Genomic DNA, 16,416 nt, shown 5'->3' with positions numbered 1-16,416 from the left:
TGAGGGGCATGTACGATGAAAAATAAATTATTTTATAAAAAAGGAGTGATCACGGGGTGGCTGTTTATTGCTATCCCGACACTCTTAATCTTCTTTTTCTCTTTTTATCCAATGATCCAAGCGTTTCTATTATCCTTGCAATCAGGAAGCGGCACCGGGCTGACCTTTAGCGGACTCGCAAATTATCGGCGGCTGTTTTCGGATCAAACCTTTTTGACAGCCACGAAAAATACCTTGATCTTTTTGGGCTTTCAAGTGCCTGTCATGGTCTTGTTGGCCATGTTCTTTTCCGTCCAGCTCAATCAGAAAACCCTAAAGCTGAAAGGCCTGTTTCGGACGATCATTTTTTTACCAGCAGTGACTTCATTAGTCGCATACTCCATGGTCTTTAAATCACTGTTTGCAACAAATGGCGTGGTGAACGCCCTTTTAGTGAGACTGTCGATTGTCTCTGAGCCGATCGCCTTTTTCTCTAGTCCCTTTTGGGCAAAAGTCATTATCATTTTAGCCATCACTTGGCGCTGGACCGGCTACAATATGATTTTCTTTTTATCGGCTTTGCAAAACATTGACCCAGCAATTTATGAAGCTGCTAGAATCGATGGCGCTTCTCCGACCAAACAGTTTTTTAAAATCACCGTCCCTTTGCTGAAGCCAGTCATTTTGTTTTCAGCCGTGACCTCAACGATTGGCACACTACAGTTATTTGATGAACCGATGAATTTGACCCAAGGTGGACCAGGAAACGCCACATCGACGATTTCCCAATATATTTATAATCTTTCTTTTCGCTATACACCAGATTTTGGCTACGCCTCTGCAGTTTCCTATGCCATTGTCGTCATGGTCATCTTCTTTTCCATGATCCAATTTAAGATCGGAGGAGAGGAAAAATGAAAAAAGTAGGCACGTATGTATTTTTGGGTGTTTTTACCATTCTGTTTGCCTTTCCCTTTTATTTCATGTTAGTGAGTATCACCAATCCTACCGTAAATATCATGCAAGGCAAACTATTGCCAAGTACCCATTTGCTAGAAAACTGGCGTAACCTAGTCGCAACCTATGACTTGAAACAAGTATTCTTTAATAGTGCAAGAATTGCGTTGTTACAGACGATTTTATCCGTGACGATCGCTTCGTTGGCCGGCTACGGATTTGAGATCTATCAAAGCCGATTAAAAAATATGCTTTTTAATATGTTACTCTTGTCGATGATGTTGCCTTTTGCCGCCACCATGATTCCGCTGTTTCGAATGTTCGGTAGCTTTTCAACGACGATTCCTTTTATTGGACTCGATACAGTAGCTTCAGTCATTTTGCCAACATTATCGACCGCATTTCTGATTTTCTTTTTCAGACAAAACACAAAAATGTTTTCCAAGTCACTGCTTGAAGCAGGGCGGATGGATGGCCTTTCGGAGCTAGGCTTGTTTTTCCGAATATACATGCCAACTATGAAAACAACTTATGCGGCAGCTGCCATCATTACCTTCATCAACAGTTGGAACAGCTACCTGTGGCCGTTGATCACCCTTCAATCACCAGAAAAGCAAACCTTTCCCCTGATGATTTCTGCCATCGGCGCCGCCAATAATCCAGATTATGGCTTAATGATGTTAGCAATCGTGATCGCAACTCTGCCAACAATGGTGGTCTTCTTCTCGCTGCAAAAGTATTTTGTGGCTGGGATGTTGGGATCGGTGAAGTAGGGAGAAGCTATATGCGAGAAACGATTAGCTCATCGTTAGAAAATTTGATTCCATAAAAGAAGAGCCGTATATCGATTTGGAGTAAATTCACAATTTTTGTGAGTTTACTCTTTTTTCGCTAATTTCTTTCAGTTGGCGGATGAAAAGTGAATACTCCTAATTCCTGCATTTTTTTTCAATCCTGATTGGCGATCTTAGTTTTCCAAGATTCCCCTAAAAAGCTCATCTAACAGCTCCTAACCTTATATACATTTACATATCTAACTCTTATCTTTTCGCTTTTAGTTAGTTAAAAAGCAAAAAATAAATGTGAATCCGAGCTATTTTTAAATAATTAACCAGATAATCTTCCGATTGGAACGGTTAAACAGTGAATGATTGTTAGAAAAGAGATTAGGGAATGCAAGTTGTGATAAGTAAACTCATAAAAGAAGAATGCTAGAAAAGTTGAGAGAAATAGGATTAATGAAATAATCGAGATCATTAATTTTTAACAATTCTCGTAAACCATAAATGAATTGAAGGAAGCTTAGTGTGAGTGAAAGAATAATTACAAAAAAATATTGACTTAAAAAAATGGCTATGGTAATCTATAAACGAAAATAGTGGGAACGTTTCCAAAAAAGTATCTTCGTTAAATTTTTATTTTTTTAAACGAAAATGGAAACGTTTCTAAAATGTATTGGGAGGAGATTGAATTGGAAAAGACATTGGGACCAGGTGGTGAGATAAGGGCGGTACAACGGGATAAAAAAAATATCTCGAAGTGGGAAAAATTAAAGAAACAGTTGCGGCGTGATAAGTGGATGTACTTGTTGCTCTTACCAGGTATCATCATGACGTTTATCTTTAAGTATGTGCCAATGTACGGTGCTGTGATTGCATTTAAAGACTATAATCCTATGCTAGGAATTTTGGAAAGTCCTTGGGTAGGACTAGATCACTTTAGGGAATTTATCAGTTCACCAAATTTTACGCTTTTGCTGAGCAACACATTAAAAATTAGCATATATGGTTTATTGTTAGGTTTTTTTCCACCAATTATTTTAGCACTGAGCTTGAATCAAATTATCAATAAAAAAATAAAACAGAAAATCCAGTTGATTCTATATGCGCCGAATTTTATCTCAGTAGTTATTATCGTGGGGATGCTGTTTTTGTTCCTATCCGCAAATGGACCTATTAATGGGTTAGTAGAAAAGGTTACGGGGCAACCAATTATGTTCATGTCTAATCCAGCTTATTTCAGAACGATTTATATTTTATCGGGAATTTGGCAAGGAATCGGCTGGTCATCCATTCTTTACACCGCAACACTGGCGGGAGTCAGTACCGATTTATATGAGGCAGCAAATATCGATGGGGCAAATATTTTACAAAAGATTTGGCATATCGATTTGCCTGCATTGAGGCCTGTGATGGTGATCAGCTTCATCTTGGCCGCCGGCGGTATTATGAATGTAGGATATGAAAAAGCCTACTTGATGCAAACTTCAATGAACATCCCTGCATCAGAAATCATTTCCACTTATGTATACAAAGTCGGCTTGCAATCAGGTGATTATGCCTACTCTGCTGCTGTTGGTCTGTTCAATATGATTATTAATGTCGTTTTATTACTGATTGTCAACAATATAACCAAGCGGCTAAACGATGGTCAAGGCTTGTAATGAAAGGAGAAAATTATGAATAGTGCTTTATCAAAAATCGACCGTCAAATCTTATGGTTGAATCGAGTGATTGTAACTTTTTTAGTCGTCATCACCATTGTTCCGCTGATTTATGTACTGGTAGCTTCTTTTATGGACCCAGCTACTTTGATCAATAAAGGTATAAGCTTCAATCCGAAAGATTGGACAATACAAGGATATCAACGGGTATTTGCAGATGATTCCATTTTACGCGGTTTTGTAAATTCGTTGTTTTACTCTTTTAGCTTCAGCTTATTGACTGTATTTATTACGATGATCACTGCGTATCCTTTATCTCGACCTAACTTGGCTGGGAAAAAGATTATTATGACTTTTTTTGTCATTACAATGTTCGTTGGTGGCGGCTTGATACCTACCTATTTATTGGTAAAGAACTTGGGCATGTTAGATAGTGTATGGGCGATTATCATACCAGGTGCTATAAATGTGTGGAATATTATCTTAGCGCGTACCTATTTTAGTGCTTTGCCAAAAGAACTTTCTGAAGCTGCTACTATCGATGGCGCCAATGACTTGCAAATACTGTTCAAAGTCATGCTTCCATTAGCTAAACCAATTATGTTCGTATTGTTTTTATATGCCTTTGTTGGGCAATGGAACTCATATTTTGATGCCATGATCTATATCAAAGATCCCGACTTACAGCCGTTGCAACTCGTATTAAGAAATATTTTGATCCAAAACCAACCCTCACAAGACATGGTGGGAGCCAATACAGCCATGGCAGAAATGAAACAAATTGCTGAGTTGATCAAATACGCAACGATCGTCATTTCTAGTCTGCCATTAATCATAATGTATCCTTTCTTCCAAAAATACTTTGATAAAGGTGTTTTAGTTGGTTCTGTTAAAGGGTAAGAATTGTTCACTATTTGTATGAATAAAAATTATAAAGGAGATTTTAAGATGAAAGCAAAATGGATGCTGCCAATCGTTTTTACTTCCGTACTAATTTTGGGGGCTTGTGGAGGCTCAAAAGAAAAGAGTACATCAAGCCCTGATTATGAACTAGAAAATGTCTCTTTTCCATTGAAAGAAAAAGTATCTTTAAAAATGATGTCTCAAAGTGCCCCTTTGGCGCCCAATGATCCTAATGACAAATTGATTTTCCAACGATTAGAAGAAGAGACCAATCTCCATATTGATTGGACAAACTACAGTAGTGATTTTGCCGAAAAAAGAAATTTGGATATCGCTAGTGGTGATTTACCAGATGCCATCTTCAACGCCGCTGCAGGTGACTATGATTTATTAAACTGGGCGGAAAGTGGTGTTATTGTACCGATTGAAGATTTGATCGAAGATTATATGCCAAATCTGAAGAAAATTTTTGATGAAAACCCCGAATACCGACAAATGTCTACTGCACCTGATGGTCACATTTACTCTATGCCTTGGATTGAAGAATTAGGCGAAGGAAAAGAGTCGATTCATACAGTAAATGGGATGGCTTGGATCAACAAGGAGTGGTTGGATAATTTGGGTCTTGAAATGCCGCAAACCACTGATCAGTTGATGACTGTGTTGGAGGCTTTCAAGACGCAAGATCCAAATGGTAATGGTGAAGCAGATGAAATTCCTTTTAGCTTTATTAACAATGGAGGAAACGAAGACTTAAAATTTTTAATGGGGGCATTCGGTCTAGGTGATAATGATGACCACTTAGTCGTTGATAACGATGGCCAGGTACAATTTACTGCTAACAAAGAAGGGTATAAAGAAGCCATCAAATATTTCAATGAAATGAATAATAAAGGTCTTATTGATAAAGAGGCTTTCGAACAAGATTGGAATACGTATGTTGCCAAAGGGAAAGAACATAAGTATGGCGTGTACTTTACTTGGGATAAAGCAAATATCACGGGTGCAGATGATAGTTATGACGTCTTGCCAGTCTTAGCGGGACCAGATGGAACGAAACACGTTACTCGTACGAATGGCATGGGTTTCTCAAGAGATCGTTTCGTAATTACTAGTGCGAATAAAAACTTGGAACTTACAGCTAGGTGGATAGATAAAATGTATGAACCGTTACAGTCTGTCCAAAATAACTGGGGAACCTACGGTGATGAAGCACAGGCGAATATTTTTGAATTAAAGGATGGTATGTTAAAACATTTGCCTTTAGAGGGGACAGCACCGGGGGAACTAAGACAAAAAACCGAAGCTGGAGGACCATTAGCAGTTCTTGATTCTTATTACGGCACAGTCACTACTATGCCAGATGATGCGAAGTGGCGTTTAGATTTGATGCATGACACGTATTTGCCATATATTACAGAAGACAATATCTATCCACGTGTCTTTTTAGAAAAAGAAGAAACAGATCGATTAGCAAAAATTGAAACAGATATGTGGGATTACATCTATCGCAAAAGAGCAGAGTGGATCACCGGCGGTAAAATCGATGAAGAATGGGAAGAATACCTTGCTGAATTGGAACGTGTAGGTTTGGAAGAATGGATTCAAATAAAACAAACTGGCTATGATAATTTTTTGAAGGGAGCACAATAAGTGTTAGTAGAAGAAACGGCGATTTTGGATAAAGCAAATCGATTTATTGAAATGATGCGAGGAAAAGTTAACCCTCAGTATCGACAAAACTATCATTTTTCCGCACCCATTGGGTGGATAAATGACCCCAATGGGTTTATATATTACAAAGGGCATTACCATCTCTTCTATCAATACTATCCTTACGATAGTCGATGGGGGCCCATGCATTGGGGACATGCGCGCAGTAGTGATTTGGTCCATTGGGAAGATCTACCAGTAGCGTTAGCCCCAGATCAACCTTATGACAGCGACGGGTGTTTCTCAGGAAGTGCAATTGAAAGAGACGGAAAACTATATTTATTTTATACAGGCTGTCAAGAAATTGATGGTATTAGCCATCAGCATCAATGTTTGGCGGTCTCTGAAGATGGTATTCATTTTAGCAAATACAATGGTAATCCTGTGGTAGCAGAAAAACAGCTAGGTGAAAATGGGCTGATACAAGAATTTCGTGATCCTAAAGTAATTGTTCACAACGATGCTTACTATATGGTAGTAGCTACTAAATCTACACAGTCTACTGGTAGAATAGTGATGTTTCAATCGTCAGATTTGTATACTTGGCACTTTTACTCTGTGTTGCTAGAAGGGACTTCAGAGCAAGGAATAATGTGGGAATGTCCTGATTTATTCCATTTAGACGGACGAGATGTCTTAATCATGTCTCCGATACAAATCAAGAAGAACGGACTGGAATATCATAATATCAGTTCTACCATGGCTTGTATTGGTGAGGTAAACTGGGAAACAGGTCAGATGATAGTTGATAATTTCCATGAAATGGATTTTGGAATGGATTTTTATGCACCACAAACAACAACAGATCCTAATGGTGGACGGGTGATGATTGCTTGGATGCAGATGTGGGATCGTACATTGCCTACACATGAGTTAGGCCATCTTTGGGCAGGCTCTATGAGTTTGCCCCGAGAGTTAAGAGTGAAAAAAAATCGATTGGTACAAAAACCCATCTCAACTGTATATAGTCATTTAGTTTATCAACAAGGCAGTGAAAATATCGCAGTGACTGACACATCAGTCGTATTTCGAAACGCACTGTCGGATTCTTCATATTTACATCTAGTCGCAGATTTGGAGAAAGCAGAAGTTTTTACAATTGAATTACTGCGGTCTAAGACGGATTGTCTCAAACTAACTTATGACACTGCTAAACAGGTTTTTGAATTGGATCGTCAGAAACTAGGAAGAGAGCTTACAGGGGCGGAAGAAGAATCTCTGAATGTCCGAAAAGTTGAAGTACCTTTGATTGATAATCAGCTCGTTCTTGAGATTTTTAGAGATACCTCATCAGTTGAAGTCTTTATTAATGGTTTAGAAGTTATGACGGCTACTTTCTATGAGCTGGAAAAAGCTCGAGATATCTTGTTTCATTCGATTGGAGAAAGTCGTATTCAAGCTTTTGAAACAGCGAGTGTGAAATAAATGTTTGATTGCTTAGGCGGTGTATCAATTATTTAATAGGTTTTGAAGGATAATATTTTTAGAAAAGAACAGATAGCTAGATTTCCCATGACTTTGCTATTAGTATTTTGAAAAAATTAGTAATTTATGACAAAATTCATTATACTAAACTTGTGCAGAAATGTGAGGGATCAACTATGAAAGCAACAATGAAAGATGTCGCAAAATTAGCAGGTGTCGGAGTAGGAACTGTTTCCCGGGTATTGAATAACGGCTCTGTTAAAGCTTCTACTAGAGAAAAAGTTGAAGCAGCAATGACAGAGTTAAACTATCAACCAGATTTTTATGCCCGGGGGTTAAAGATGAAGCATACGAATACGGTTGCTTTGATTCTACCCACTGTATGGCATCCATTTTTTGGCGAATTTGCCTACCATGTAGAAACAGCATTAGAAAGACAAAACTACAAGCTTTATTTGTGTAACTCCAGTGGGAATAGTGAAAAAGAACAAGAATATATCCAGATGGTCAGCCAAAATAAAGTAGACGGCATCATTGGAATTACTTATTCAGATATCGATGAATACATTTCGAGTAATCTGCCTTTTGTTAGTATTGACCGTTATTTCACTGAAGAGGTGATTTATGTGACCGCTGACAATGCGGCCGGTGGACGTTTGGCTGCAAATGAACTTTATCGCCGAGGATGTCAGAATGTAGCATATATCGGTGGGTACCAAGAAACACCGAATGAAACGAAGAGTCGTCGAAAATATTTTGAGATCGAGTGCCGTCAACTGGGGATTTCCTATAAAGCGTTAGATATGTTAGAACCTTTAGACCATCTCTCAGAACGTGTAACAAATTTTTTGTTAGAGAATCCCGATATCGATGGGATTTTTACGATCAACGATCCGATGGCATTAGCTGTCATTGGTATGCTTGAAAAAATAGGGAAAAACGTACCAGAGGATGTCCAAGTTATCGGATTTGATGGTCAAAAGATGACAGAAGGAGACCCTTATCTCGTATCAACAATTGCCCAACCTACAAAGCAAATGGCGGAAGTGGCAGTGGCAAAATTAATTGCTGTCATTAATGGAGAGACAGTAGAAAAACGTACCGTATTGCCGATTGAATTTGGCGAAGGTGGCACAACGAAACCTTTAGTGAGAAACGATTTTGCTTAGTGCAAATACGTTTCTTTTTTTGAAAATGAGTGAATGAAAGGTGTAGATAAAATGTTATATGGTGGAATAGAAGCTGGTGGAACAAAGTTTGTCTGTGGGATTGGTAATGAACAATTACAAGTGATAGAACGGAAAAGTTTTCCTACCACAACACCAGAAGAAACGATGAAGCAAGTGTTTGATTTCTTTGATAAGTACAAAGGAAATATCGCATCAATTGGTGTAGGAGCATTTGGGCCAATTGATATTCAAATCGAATCAAGAACTTACGGATATATCACCAACACTCCGAAGGTAGCTTGGCAAAATTATCATTTTGTAGGAGCTTTGGAAAACGCCTTGTCGGTTCCCATCTATTGGACTACCGATGTAAATGCTGCTTGTTATGGAGAATATATGGCAGGGTATGGAAAAGGTAAAAATAGTGTTCTTTATTACACCGTTGGTACTGGTGTTGGTGGTGGTGCTGTAGTCGATGGAAAAATAGTCACAGGTTTCAGTCATCCTGAAATGGGACATATGCTCTTACAACGTCATAATGAAGATCAATTTGAAGGAATCTGTCCTTTTCATCATGATTGTTTGGAAGGGTTAGCCTCAGGCCCCGCGATTGAAAAACGCTTTGGAAGAAAAGCCCAGACCATTTCATTTGCTCATCCTTATTGGGCGATTGAGGCAGATTATCTTGCTCAGTGTGTGTATAACACAACTTTACTATATGCACCGGAAGTAATAATTTTAGGTGGGGGTGTAATGAAACAGCCGCAACTACTCGAGTTGATTCGCCAAGCGTTTAAAGAAAAAATGGGTTCCTATGTGGATACCCCTGCTCTTGAAGAATACCTACTAACTCCAATGCTTGCTGACGATGCAGGTTTGATCGGCTGCTTAGCTTTAGCAATAAAGAAGTTGGAACAATAGCAGCATGTTAAAGAACGTGCGAGAGAGTTTTTATAGCAGTTAGGATAGATAAAAAGGTTAACTAAAATGTGAGCTAGTAAAAAGGATGGCTAATAATAGATGTTCATATGTATCTTTTTCGTAATCGAATGTTGCGAATAAGAATTTTTTCTTTCGTTCTATACTATTGTCTAGTTGTCTCAAATTGCTTCTTAATGCTTGATTTTTGTTTTATCATAGATATTCAGTATAGAAATAAACGATGTGAAAATCTATTCTTCTTCTCGGTAGTTTATTGCTTCTAGTCGGGATGATTGCGTAGAAACTTAACGTCAATTAAAGCGCATCACGAATAGTAGTAACGAGAACTAATTAGACATTAGAATGTTATAAGAAAACCGTCAGGAGAGTCTACCTGACGGTTTTTATAATTATTAGAAGGCTTGCTATTCCTCACAGCTCCGCAATTTTCCTTACGGTATTGATAGTCCGAATCGTAATCTGTTTGCCGACGCTGGTGCTGGCTGTTTTTTTCCACCAATTGGTTTTTTGATAGTCTTTGCGGAGGTAAGACCAGAAGACGACGTCTTTGTAAGGGAAAACCTGTTCAAGGTCGGCATTTGGAGCCCCGAGTTTTTCAGATAACACCTCGTGGGTCAGTGAAGGCATCAAAAAGATCAGGTTGTCATAGATGGTTTTATCTTCCGTTCCTGACCAGTCAGGTATATGGGCCAAGCGCTCCTGCAGATCTGTTTGGCGAATGATATAAATAGCGATATCAAAGGAAAAGTACCGTTTGATCATTGCTTTAATCATTTCGGCAAGGGATTGTGGATCATCATCTTCGCTAGAAAAAATCACATTGCCGCTATTCAAATAAGTGACCACATCTCTAAACCCCAGTTCTTCAAAACCGGCTTTCAATTCTTTCATAGATATTTTGTTCTTTCCACCGACATTGATGCCTCTTAATAAAGCGATGTATCGTTGCATGGATAACCCCTCCTTTAAAACTCTTCTTTTAGCTGATTATAGAATGGATGGAGAAGAAGCACAATCCTGGCTTCTCAGCTACCCAAAATACGTGAGCGAGAAGCGATTAATGCAAGCTTATTGGTGGAGTGGCTGTGGCGTACGTATTTTTGCACTGCTGATTAGTAAAAAAGAAGAAACAGCCTATAGATGGTAATACCCCTCACAAATTTGCTAAAGCAAGCGAATTTGTGAGGGGCACTTTAAGTTGTTTTCTCTATTTCTGGTTTCATTGTTAATCCACCGCAATCCTCACAGACACTGTCTGTACGGGGACATCATAAAAGGGATATTCTCGTCGGCCTAAAAAGTCTTGGGCTTGCTGAGGGAAGAGGGCGTACATCAGCACGTCTTCTTCGCTTTTGGCATACTCAGCGATTTCTTCCTTGAAGGCTGGCAGTTGCGGTGCCAGTAGATCAGCTGGTCTGACGGTGATCACTTCGGCATCTCCGATAATTGTTTCTTTGATTTCTTCGCTGATGGGTGCTGGCGATTGTCCATAAAGTCCTTTGACGTAATCTTTGATCTCACTTGGGACAAGTTTGTAGCGTTCTCCTGAAATTACATTCATCAAGGCTTGAGTGCCGACCATTTGCGACAATGGGGTCACTAGCGGTGGATAGCCCAAGTCCGCTCTGACTTTTGGTACCTCTGCTAGGACTTCTTCATACTTGTCTTGCAATCCTTGTTCCGTCAACTGGCTGAGCAGGTTCGACAACATGCCGCCAGGTACTTGATAGATCAGGGTTTTAGGTTCGATGTCTTTGACTTTTGGATTCAGCAGCCCTTCTTCACGGAAACGATCACGAACGGGATTGAAATGTTCTGCAATCTCAGCGACTTTCTGCAAATCAAGTCCCGTAGCAAAGCCGCAATCTTCTAAGGCGATCGCCACAGATTCGGTCGCTGGCTGACTGGTGCCGCCAGCAAAAGAGGAGATGGCAGTATCAATGATGTCTGCGCCAGCTTCCGCAACTTTCAAGTAAGTCATCTCAGCAATGCCGCTGGTGGCATGGGTATGGACTTCCAGCGGCAGATCGACCGCGTCTTTGATTCGGCTGACCAACTCGTAGCCGGTTTGCGGCGTCAAAACGCCTGCCATATCTTTGATACAGATAGAATCTGCGCCGAGGTCTGCCATTTTGTTGGCAAGGTCAACGAAGTAATCCACGGTATGGATCTGGCTAGTAGTATAAGAGATCGCCGTTTGACAGTGTCCACCCGCTGCTTTTGTGGCGCGGATGGCAGTTTCTAAATTGCGGACATCATTTAAAGCATCAAACAAACGAAGAATGTCGATGCCGTTTTCGACCGATTTGGTCACAAAGTCAGCAACGACGTCATCGGCATAGTTTTTGTAACCTAAGAGATTTTGTCCACGTAAGAGCATTTGCAGTTTGGTACTTTTTACTTCTTTGCGGATTGCGCGCAATCTTTCCCATGGGTCTTCATTTAAAAAACGCAGACAAGCATCGAAGGTCGCGCCGCCCCACATTTCCAGGGCATGATAGCCTGCTTGGTCCATGGTTTTTAGAATCGGCAACATATCGCTGGTAGGCATTCGCGTAGCGATCAGACTTTGTTGGCCGTCCCGCAAGACGGTTTCGGTAAATTGGATTTTTTTCATTTTTTCACTCTTTCCTGAATGATTTTACGGATCTGCCGCTGCATGTCTGCCACGCTATGAGTTCTAGAACGGCCACAAACTTTGGCGTCTTGCTCACAGACGTAGCAGCTTCTTGCCGGCAGTCCAATTTCGGTGCGGCTGATAGGTAAAAGCTGGTCTTGGGTTTTGGTTAAGACATCCAGATCCACCAACCGGCCGTAAGGATGATTGGTCTCAATCTGAACCATCATTCGTTTTAGTTCATAAGGATCTGTGGGCAGTACCAGATAATATTCTGGTCCGGTCTCCAAACTGCGGTAGAGGTTTGCCAGTGGAATCAGTTCCTTGACGACCTCTTCGATTTCCGTAATGAGTTCTTCAAAAACGGCGGTCAATGAGGCAGAATTTTTCACGGGACCAGGAATATTCATGGTGGCAACAAGTAATGCCGCTTTTTCATCTGCAGCGAGAAGCTCCCGTTGAAGGGAGCTTCTATTTTCTCGCGCCTGCAGCATGTCGGTTAGCGTCACAGGGGTTCCTGAAAATAGGGCATCAGACATTTTTGACCACATCAATGATCGTGCCATCGCGGTATTCGATCAAAGCGACGGTTTTTTCCCCGTACTTGATTGGTTCGGGTTGACCGACAATGCTGTAGGCTTTTTCTTTTAATTCTTCAATGGTGTATTGGGGAATATCCAATGCTTCAAAATGGCAGATCAGGTCTTCGCGAGCAGGATTGATGGCGATCCCGATTTCCGTGACGACAACATCAATGCTGGCGCCTGGCGTGACGATCGTGTTGACGGTATCGACGATCGTTGGGATCCGTCCCCGCACGAGAGGAGCGATCACTAAGCTCATTTTGCACGCCATACTGGTATCTGAGTGGCCGCCAGAAGCACCGCGGATCACGCCGTCAGAACCGGTGATGACATTGATGTTGAAATTCGTATCAACTTCCAGTGCGGAAAGAATGGCGGTATCCAATTGATTGATAAACGCCCCTTTGCTTAATGGTGAAGCATACATATTGGCATCGATCTCGTAATGATTGGCGTTTTTTCCTAGCGATTGTGCAGAAGGGTGATCGAAGTCTTGGACATCGATCAGTTTTTCTACTAATCCTTCTTCTAACAGTTCCACCATGGCATTGGTAATGCCGCCGAGGGCAAAGCTAGCTTTGATCTCATCTTTGATCATCGCCTCGCGTAAAAAACGAGAAACGGCTAATGCGGCACCGCCCGTTCCAGTTTGGAAGGAGAAGCCTTGTTGGTAGTAAGGCGAGCTGGTGATGACCTTGGCTGCATACTCAGCAATCAGCAATTCTTTTGGATTTTTGGTAAAGCGGGTCGCACCTTTTGCGATCCCTGCAGGATCACCGATGGCGTCGACTTCCACGACATAATCGACATCCGTTTGGGGAATGCTGATTGGGGTATTTGGAAACGGCACCAGGGTGTCGGTGATGATCACGACTTGGTCGGCGTATTTTGCATCGACCATCGCATAGCCCAATGAGCCGCAGGTTGCTTTTCCGACGGTACCATTGGCATTGCCATACGCATCTGAGCTAGGCGCTCCTAAGAAAGCGACATCGATGTGGATATCGCCGGCGGCAATCGCACGAGCCCGACCGCCATGAGAACGGATAATGACTGGGGCATCCATAATGCCTTCGGAGATTGCGGCACCGACTTTGTCCCGCAGACCGCTAGAGGTGATATTGGTCACGACCCCAGATTTGATATGTCCGATCAATGGTTCATGGACATTGGCGATGGAACTAGGGGCAATCGCAAGATTCTTGATGCCCATTTTTGCGATCTCGTCCAAAACGAGATTCATGATAAAGTCCCCTTCGCGAAAATGATGGTGGAAGGAGATCGTCATGCCGTCCGTTAGCCCTGTTTTTTCAATGGCTTCACGGATACTGCCCAAGACCTTGCTTTTGCCTGGCAGGACTGGCTTGATCTTGCGACTCGCTTCTTTGTAGGCATGGATATTGGCCGTTTCATTTTCAAAGACCCCGTATTGGTTGGCATAGCATTCAGGGATGTCTTTTCCTGCTTTGTTTAACACCATAATTACACTTCCTCCTCGGTAATCAATTTCGCTGCTTTGGCAAGGGCGATCACGCGTTCCGCTCGCTCAACGATTGGTTTATCGACCATTTTGCCATTCAAGGAGATCACACCAGAGCCTTTGCTTTCGGCTTCGCGAATGGCCCAGATCACTTCTTTGGCCTGTTGGATCTCGGCTTTTGAAGGCGCATAGATCCCATTGACTAGGGGAATCTGCCGTGGATTGATCACTGATTTTCCGTCAAAACCAAGCTGCTTGATGCGAGTCGTTTCAGCGATAAAGCCATCTGTGTCATTGATATCAGAAAAGACGGTATCGATGGCGGCGATCCCTGCAGCTCTAGCTGCATGCAAGATCATACTGCGGGCAAACAACAATTCTTGCCCATCTGGGTAGCGACGAGTCTTCATATTGGTGACATAATCTTCTGCCCCTAAAGCGATCCCGATCAAACGATCGGAAGCTGTAGCGATATCTCGGGCATTTAAAACGCCTTCGGCAGACTCGATGGCAGCCATCATTTTGGTGGTTCCTACAGGCAGATCATTTTCTTCTTCTACTTGTGTGATCACAGCGGCAACGTCAATGATGTCTTGGGCGGTTTCAGTTTTCGGTAGACGAATGACGTTGACCCCCGCTAGGACCATCGCTTCGATATCAAGGGCACCCACCGTGTCGAGGCCGTTGATGCGTACGACGGTTTCGATGGCAGAATAGTCAAAGGTTTTTAAGGCAAAATGCACCAGTGTCCGAGCGGAGTCTTTTTCATTCAAGGAGACCGCATCTTCTAAATCAAACATAACGGAATCGGCGCCATACAATGGTGCATCTCGTAGCATGGCAGCATTGGCTCCTGGTACAAACATCATCGTTCTTCTTAAACGTTCCATGTGTCGATCTCCTTCCAAGCATACTGTTCTTGTTCGGCGGCCCGATGAACGGCGGTCAGAGTTCGGGCTTTGATGGTACAGTCCAAGGCGCCTTTATCGGTGGCGGTGATTTTGGCCTGTGTCACGCCTAGATGGTTCAGCGTCTCAAGGATGACGGCGCGAATTTGTTTGCCGAATTGTTTTTCGACACTGCTATCGAGGGTCAGCTCGATGGTTTGGGTTGTGGTAGGCTCGATCGCGATCAAGATATCACTGGATTCAACAGAGCCAGCAACCGCACTTTTTTTGATTTCCACTTATTATCACCTCTAAATATAGTTATGCTGCATTAAAAATGAGAACGTTGTTTCTGGTAAAAATTGCTGCAAGGAAAGTAAATCTTTTTCTGCAATCGCTTTCCGAACGTTTGTAGCCGAAACGGTTGATTGGTTGATCTTCAGACGGTCGATCACGATCAGTTCAAGCTCGGGTGAAAAAACGGCAGCCATGGCCTCGTTGTAGAGTTGGGTCACGGGCGAGTAAGGCTCTGAGCCTACAAAACGCGTAGTGATCGCCAACAGCGGGGCAATTTTTTCTTTGAAGAGGGTTGCATCAAAGGCGGCTTGTTTTTTGGCGATCGCCTCAGGTGCTTGCTCTTTCAAGAAATAACTGGGAAAGACCGCCGAGGAGACGAGATAGTTGTTGGTTGGCAGCACTGTTACATTTGGCAGATGAGCCAAGCCATCCGTCACCATCTGCAGCCGTTCGCTGGCAGAAAATTGCGAGCGGTCTTCTGATAAAACGAACACATAAACCTGTTCTTTTTGACTCGCAGCCGTTTCGACTAAGTACAAATGTCCTTTGGTAAAAGGATTAGCGTTCATGACGATCGCGCCGTTGTTTTGTCCAATTCGCTGCCGTTGCAGCTGTTGGGCATAGCTTTCAAAAGAAGGAACGCCTTGTTCCATGAACAAGATGTCTTGTGCTGCCAGCACTTCACGAAACCCGAGGGATTCAAAAAACAGGCGGTTTTTCGGTGCTGTATAGACGAAGGACTTGGTGAAGCCTTCGTCTTTGATATGATCGCTAAGGTGCGAAATCAATTGCGTCAACAGCTGTTCGGAGCGTCTTTTTTCACAGACCACTACATACTTGATGATATTGGCATAGCAAGAAGCAGTAGCAATCAAGGTTTGCTGGTCAAAAATGCCGACGGTATAGGCTACTTCTTCACCAACGGCTAAGCCAGCATGAGTAATCAATTTTTGCCATTGCAAAAAGACTTCCGGATCTTTTTGCAGCCAGATTCTTTTTAAGGTATACATACAATGCCTT

Annotated in this window: 16 protein-coding genes; 9 read left to right on the top strand and 7 right to left on the bottom strand. The window is 42.0% G+C overall.

Annotation, left to right across the window (positions count from 1 at the left end):
* The first annotated feature begins 15 nt into the window (after nucleotides 1-15).
* The 8 genes from ACTW1R_RS15950 (at nucleotide 16) to ACTW1R_RS15915 (ending at nucleotide 9,510) form a co-directional block, all read left to right on the top strand.
* Complete coding sequence (locus tag ACTW1R_RS15950) at nucleotides 16-897, top strand: carbohydrate ABC transporter permease (protein WP_115232999.1); 882 nt, start codon at nucleotides 16-18, stop codon at nucleotides 895-897.
* The gene (locus tag ACTW1R_RS15945) at nucleotides 894-1,709 is read left to right on the top strand and encodes a carbohydrate ABC transporter permease (RefSeq protein ID WP_002323468.1); all 816 of its coding nucleotides are present in this window, start codon (nucleotides 894-896) and stop codon (nucleotides 1,707-1,709) included. Before ACTW1R_RS15950 ends, ACTW1R_RS15945 begins: the two co-directional genes overlap by 4 nt.
* Before the next feature lie 677 nt (nucleotides 1,710-2,386).
* On the top strand, nucleotides 2,387-3,379 hold the full coding sequence (locus tag ACTW1R_RS15940; protein WP_005233042.1) for an ABC transporter permease: 993 nt from the start codon (nucleotides 2,387-2,389) through the stop codon (nucleotides 3,377-3,379).
* Between the two features lie 15 nt (nucleotides 3,380-3,394).
* Nucleotides 3,395-4,279, top strand: a complete 885-nt coding sequence (locus ACTW1R_RS15935; RefSeq protein ID WP_010748894.1) for a carbohydrate ABC transporter permease — start codon at nucleotides 3,395-3,397, stop codon at nucleotides 4,277-4,279.
* 48 nt (nucleotides 4,280-4,327) lie between these two features.
* Nucleotides 4,328-5,935, top strand: coding sequence for an ABC transporter substrate-binding protein (locus tag ACTW1R_RS15930; RefSeq protein WP_002323465.1), 1,608 nt, complete (start codon nucleotides 4,328-4,330; stop codon nucleotides 5,933-5,935).
* The gene (locus tag ACTW1R_RS15925; RefSeq protein WP_422705114.1) at nucleotides 5,936-7,420 is read left to right on the top strand and encodes a sucrose-6-phosphate hydrolase; all 1,485 of its coding nucleotides are present in this window, start codon (nucleotides 5,936-5,938) and stop codon (nucleotides 7,418-7,420) included.
* A 176-nt stretch (nucleotides 7,421-7,596) separates the two neighbouring features.
* A complete protein-coding gene (locus ACTW1R_RS15920; RefSeq protein WP_002323463.1) occupies nucleotides 7,597-8,589 on the top strand; it encodes a LacI family DNA-binding transcriptional regulator in 993 nt (330 codons plus the stop codon).
* A gap of 51 nt (nucleotides 8,590-8,640) precedes the next feature.
* Nucleotides 8,641-9,510, top strand: a complete 870-nt coding sequence (locus ACTW1R_RS15915; RefSeq protein WP_489927330.1) for an ROK family protein — start codon at nucleotides 8,641-8,643, stop codon at nucleotides 9,508-9,510.
* 432 nt (nucleotides 9,511-9,942) lie between these two features.
* On the opposite strand, the gene ACTW1R_RS15910 is transcribed toward ACTW1R_RS15915, so the two are convergent.
* A complete protein-coding gene (locus tag ACTW1R_RS15910; RefSeq protein WP_489927329.1) occupies nucleotides 9,943-10,482 on the bottom strand; it encodes a DUF1697 domain-containing protein in 540 nt (179 codons plus the stop codon).
* A gap of 43 nt (nucleotides 10,483-10,525) precedes the next feature.
* Here ACTW1R_RS15910 and ACTW1R_RS15905 point away from each other — a divergent pair, with 43 nt between their 5' ends.
* A complete protein-coding gene (locus ACTW1R_RS15905; protein ID WP_489927328.1) occupies nucleotides 10,526-10,678 on the top strand; it encodes a hypothetical protein in 153 nt (50 codons plus the stop codon).
* A gap of 78 nt (nucleotides 10,679-10,756) precedes the next feature.
* Here the strand turns inward: ACTW1R_RS15905 and ACTW1R_RS15900 are convergent, their stop codons facing one another.
* The 6 genes from ACTW1R_RS15900 to citC are packed head-to-tail and all read right to left on the bottom strand — an operon-like array spanning nucleotide 10,757 to nucleotide 16,406.
* Nucleotides 10,757-12,148 carry an oxaloacetate decarboxylase subunit alpha gene (locus tag ACTW1R_RS15900; RefSeq protein WP_489927327.1) on the bottom strand — a complete coding sequence of 464 codons (1,392 nt, stop codon included), beginning with the start codon at nucleotides 12,146-12,148 and terminating at the stop codon, nucleotides 10,757-10,759.
* Entirely contained in the window at nucleotides 12,145-12,687 is a 543-nt protein-coding gene (citX, locus tag ACTW1R_RS15895; RefSeq protein WP_489927326.1) for a citrate lyase holo-[acyl-carrier protein] synthase, read from the bottom strand. The genes ACTW1R_RS15900 and citX overlap by 4 nt, the downstream gene beginning before the upstream one ends.
* Nucleotides 12,680-14,212, bottom strand: coding sequence for a citrate lyase subunit alpha (gene citF, locus ACTW1R_RS15890; RefSeq protein WP_142968623.1), 1,533 nt, complete (start codon nucleotides 14,210-14,212; stop codon nucleotides 12,680-12,682). The genes citX and citF overlap by 8 nt, the downstream gene beginning before the upstream one ends.
* Nucleotides 14,213-14,214: 2 nt before the next feature.
* Nucleotides 14,215-15,102 (bottom strand): citrate (pro-3S)-lyase subunit beta, encoded by an 888-nt coding sequence (citE, locus tag ACTW1R_RS15885; protein ID WP_005230463.1) that lies wholly within the window; start codon nucleotides 15,100-15,102, stop codon nucleotides 14,215-14,217.
* Entirely contained in the window at nucleotides 15,090-15,398 is a 309-nt protein-coding gene (gene citD, locus ACTW1R_RS15880) for a citrate lyase acyl carrier protein (RefSeq protein WP_005230465.1), read from the bottom strand. Before citD ends, citE begins: the two co-directional genes overlap by 13 nt.
* Before the next feature lie 12 nt (nucleotides 15,399-15,410).
* Entirely contained in the window at nucleotides 15,411-16,406 is a 996-nt protein-coding gene (gene citC / locus ACTW1R_RS15875; RefSeq protein ID WP_271814650.1) for a [citrate (pro-3S)-lyase] ligase, read from the bottom strand.
* Nucleotides 16,407-16,416: the final 10 nt, after the last annotated feature.

The organism is Enterococcus sp. R12 (assembly GCF_058135755.1).
Note: the sequence above shows the minus strand (reverse complement) of the source record. Positions and strands in the feature narration are given on the sequence as shown.